Here is a 3,936-nt window from a genome sequence, read left to right as displayed (position 1 = left end):
CGGGTTCGAACCGGTGTTACCGCCGTGAAAGGGCGGTGTCCTAGGCCACTAGACGAAGGGGACGTTCAGAACACTTGCCTCGTCGAGGTGGCGCGTATATTAAGTAAGCTCCCCGGATGTGTCAAACCCTTTTCTGAAAAAAAGCTGCACTACAGGTTGTTGTTTATGCAGAATTTCAGTTCGTCCCCCAGGGCATCAAAAACGACAAGGTCACCCTCTTCGTCATGAAGTTCCAGTAGAGCTTGCGCCGTCGGTTTATGCATTTCAGAAAGCTGCGGGACAATTTCCTCCGCCTTACCCCCGACCATCCTGGCCATAAGAATCTCGTAACGCACCTTATTCTCGCCGGCGCAGAAGTAGAAGTGGCCTTCACGGGATATCCGGGGTGGCTCGCCAGTACGCTTGTAGACATTGCGCGCGCACCGCGCGTACTCGGAATTCACCGCAGAGTAGGTCGCCTCGAGGCCATCCTCTTCGGTGGCCCGATAGAGCTCCTTCATCCGGTGCCGGCCTTCATCCGACAACCCCGGCAACGCCTCGGCCAGCGCTGCCTTGTCAAACCCGCGCTGAACCAGCTGGAGCACGGTGATGTATTCACTGGTAATGAGGCTGCACGACTCGAAGCTTTGCAGGTCATTAGCCAAGGCACTGGGTGCTAATCCGCACCCCATCATGGCCCATAGTAGCCAGCAATAGGGCGCGGTGCGCTGCCTGCTATTCATGCGTCCTGGGCGTGAGAGTAACCGCTTGAAAAGTCTCATTAGATAGGTGCCGCGACCGAAATCTCTGCAGTTGGATCAATTAACCCCACCTTATCATCAACCCTGGGCACCCACTGTGCGATGGCTCTCGGATAGCAAACTTATTCAGCCCAAGGCCTCCGCAAGCGCATCTTCGAGCCGGGCGTATCTGAACTGGAATCCGTCTGCCAGCAACCGTTCGGGATAGGCTTGCTGTCCGGTCAATAACAGCCGCGACATTTCACCCAAGGCTATTTTGAGTACAAAAGGCGGCACCGGAAACGGGGTTGGGCGTGACAGCTGCTTGCCAAGGGCCTTGGTGAAGGTACGGTTGCGTACGGGATTCGGGCTGACAAGATTGTAAGGCCCCTGGGCCTTCACGTTCTCCAAGAGCCATATCAAAGCGTCGGTGATATCCTCCCGGTGCACCCATGGCATGTACTGCTGCCCATCGCCCAACCGGCCGCCAAGGCCGAGCTTGAATGGTGGCGCCATCCGTTTCAGAAAGCCCCCGTCGCGACCAATCACCAGCCCTGTACGCGAATAGCACACCCGTGTGCTTCCGGATTCAAGGGGTTTTGCTGCGGCTTCCCAGTCTCTGCAGAGCCGATGAGTGAACTCGTCTTCAGGCTCAGTCTTTTCATCCACAGGTTTTTCGCCCTGGTCCCCGTAAAAGCCGACGGCGGAGCCAGAGATAGCAACCTCCGGCGCTACCTGGAAGGTCTGAACGATGGCGACCAGTTGTTCGGTGAGGCCGATACGGCTGTCTCTGAGTTCCTGCTTGCGTTTCTCTGACCACCTTTTTTCCGCAATTCCTTCGCCCGCCAGATTGATTACACCGGTAAATCCGTCGGCATTCTTTAACTCATCCAGCGTCGCCACCGGTGTCACTCGCCCGCAGGCGGCCTTAACGTCAGCAGGGCTCTGCCGGCTGAGTACGGTAACATCGTAGCCCTTCTGGAGAAGCTTGCGGCATAGCACTGTGCCAATGAAACCGGTGCCGCCGGTCAAAAGCAGTGATTGATCTGTCACGAATTCGCTCCCGCTGGGGTTGAGTTTGCCAGGGTAACCTCCACCACATCCCGGATGGCCAGCCCAAGCTGGGGGTTCTCCCCGACCGGGGGAGCCAGGGAGATAGCGATGCGGTATCTGGCTTCCATGTCGGCAATCATGGCCGGTACATCCTTCCGCAGATGACGCCCCGCTGCCAGGAACAGCGGGAGCACGGTAACGTGCTCGTATCCCTCGGCCGCAGCTTCGGCAACCACAGTTTCCATACCCGGCTCGCTGAGCTCCATGTAGGCGACGACCGATCCAGCGACTGCCTCCAGGGTCGGTTTTGCCAAAGTTTCAAACGTTTCACACCAGCGGCGATCACTACTGCCATGGGCAAGGAGAATGATTTTAGAGGGTGCAGCCATGAATAACGCTCCTGAGGCTCGAATCCGGGTAATTTTCGCTATCGTACAGTGTAACAATCTTTCCTGATGTCGGGTGCGCAACCCGTCAGTACATAAGTCGCAATCAAAAAAGAGGAATGACTCTATATGTTCGGATGGCAGGAGATTTTGGATTTCTGGTTTGGCGAACTTGACGACGAAGGCCTGCCAGATTCATTCCATAGGAGTCGCTGGTTTCGCGCCAGTAAAGCCTTTGACCGCGAAATCCGCCGGCGATTCATGTCCATGGTGTTGGTTGCTTCGGAGGGCGGCCTGGATCACTGGCGCCAGGAGTCTGGAGGCAGCCTTGCAGAGATCCTGTTGCTGGACCAGTTTACCCGACAGATACACCGCGGCGGGGCGCTGGCCTACCACAATGATCGTCTCGCCCTGGCCGTGTCGAAGAGGGGAATGGACAAAAGTCAGGATCTAGCACTGCCTGCTGTAATGCGCGGATTCTTCTATATGCCTCTGCAGCATTCTGAGAAGCTCGCCGACCAGGAGCTCTCTGTCGAGCGTTATGAACAACTGGTGGCAAGCTTTGAGGGACCTCTGAAGAACTTCCTCGAGGGCTTCCTCAGGTCTGCCCGGGAGCACCGGGAGATCATTGCCCGGTTTGGGCGCTTCCCCCACCGTAACCGTGCGCTGGAGCGTCCCCTACGACCGGACGAAGAAGCGTTTCTTGAAAGCGCCAACACCTACGGTCAATAGGGGGTCAGCCGGTTCGTCAGCTCGGGCATGTCCAGACGCTGCATTTGCAACGTTCGTCAATTTTTTAACGAGGTCATTGGTTCATACTGTTCCACCTGAAAATAACTACAACAAAATTCATGGGACAAGGACAAGGACGAGGTCATGGCCGACGCACAAGAAGTTTACCCAGGGGACGATCTGACACTGGCAAACAACCTTCATGGGACAGTGCAATATCGGGGCCGTAAGGCTGCACGAGCGAAAAGCGAGTATCGGCGCCGCCAGATTCTTGAGGCCGCACTTCGAATACTTGCGCGTGATGGCATCCGTGGTGTCAAACATAGGCCGGTGGCGAAGGAGGCCGGTGTCCCTCTGGCCTCTACAACCTATTATTTCCGTGACCTAGATGAGTTGATCGGTGATGCCTTTGCGCTTTTCGCAGAGAAAGCCCAGGGGGATCTGGACAATTTCTACGCCAGGTTAAACCGTCTTCTCGATAGCTATCCTGAAGAGGTGCTGGACGCTGCGGGGCCAGGGCGGGAAATGCTGGCAAAGTCGCTGACAACAGTGTCTGCCGACTACATCAGTGAGCTTTTCGTCACCCGGAGGCGGGAAGTGCTGGCTGAACAGGTTCTGCTGCTGGAGGCTCTGCGCGACGCCAGGCTCGCCGAGGTGGCACAAACCTATCGCAGCGCGTGGGCCCTTGGGCTGGAGCAAGTGCTTGGCCGACTGCACAGTCCGAATCCGGGAAGGGATGCAACCATGCTGGTCTCCGTTGTATTTGGACTTGGCTATGATGGTCTGCTGTTTGAGAAGGAGCTTGAGCGCGCCAAACTACAGACTACCCTCGAGCGCCTTATTGGTCTGGTGCTGGGAACGCTCCTTATGCCGTCCCAGGCGGGGACATATACGGACAAATAAAATCAGTGTTGCATGGTGCCGGAGTGCTCCGTATAATGCGCTTCCGTTGTCGAGGCAAAGCCCGCAACAGCAGTGAAAATGCGGGAATAGCTCAGTGGTAGAGCACAACCTTGCCAAGGTTGGGGTCGCGAGTTCGAATCTCG

5 protein-coding genes are annotated in these 3,936 nt (G+C 56.6%); 2 read left to right on the top strand and 3 right to left on the bottom strand.

Annotated features, from left to right (window positions below; all coding sequences use genetic code 11):
- Positions 1-149: 149 nt before the first annotated feature.
- The 3 genes from G7W63_RS14235 to G7W63_RS14225 form a co-directional block, all read right to left on the bottom strand.
- Entirely contained in the window at positions 150-722 is a 573-nt protein-coding gene (locus G7W63_RS14235; protein ID WP_166259464.1) for a hypothetical protein, read from the bottom strand.
- A gap of 144 nt (positions 723-866) precedes the next feature.
- The gene (locus G7W63_RS14230; protein ID WP_166259461.1) at positions 867-1,772 is read right to left on the bottom strand and encodes a TIGR01777 family oxidoreductase; all 906 of its coding nucleotides are present in this window, start codon (positions 1,770-1,772) and stop codon (positions 867-869) included.
- Entirely contained in the window at positions 1,769-2,161 is a 393-nt protein-coding gene (locus tag G7W63_RS14225) for a sirohydrochlorin chelatase (RefSeq protein ID WP_166259458.1), read from the bottom strand. The genes G7W63_RS14230 and G7W63_RS14225 overlap by 4 nt, the downstream gene beginning before the upstream one ends.
- 126 nt (positions 2,162-2,287) lie before the next feature.
- On the opposite strand from G7W63_RS14225, the gene G7W63_RS14220 reads away from it, so the two are divergent.
- Positions 2,288-2,890, top strand: coding sequence for a DUF924 family protein (locus G7W63_RS14220; protein ID WP_166259455.1), 603 nt, complete (start codon positions 2,288-2,290; stop codon positions 2,888-2,890).
- A gap of 144 nt (positions 2,891-3,034) precedes the next feature.
- Entirely contained in the window at positions 3,035-3,793 is a 759-nt protein-coding gene (locus G7W63_RS14215; protein WP_166259452.1) for a TetR/AcrR family transcriptional regulator, read from the top strand.
- The last annotated feature ends 143 nt before the right edge of the window (positions 3,794-3,936 follow it).

The sequence above is a fragment of the Marinobacter salicampi genome, assembly GCF_011074795.1.
Classification (GTDB): Bacteria; Pseudomonadota; Gammaproteobacteria; order Pseudomonadales; family Oleiphilaceae; genus Marinobacter; species Marinobacter salicampi.
The sequence above is the reverse complement of the archived record's forward strand: the minus strand, read 5'-3'. Positions and strand labels throughout refer to the sequence as shown.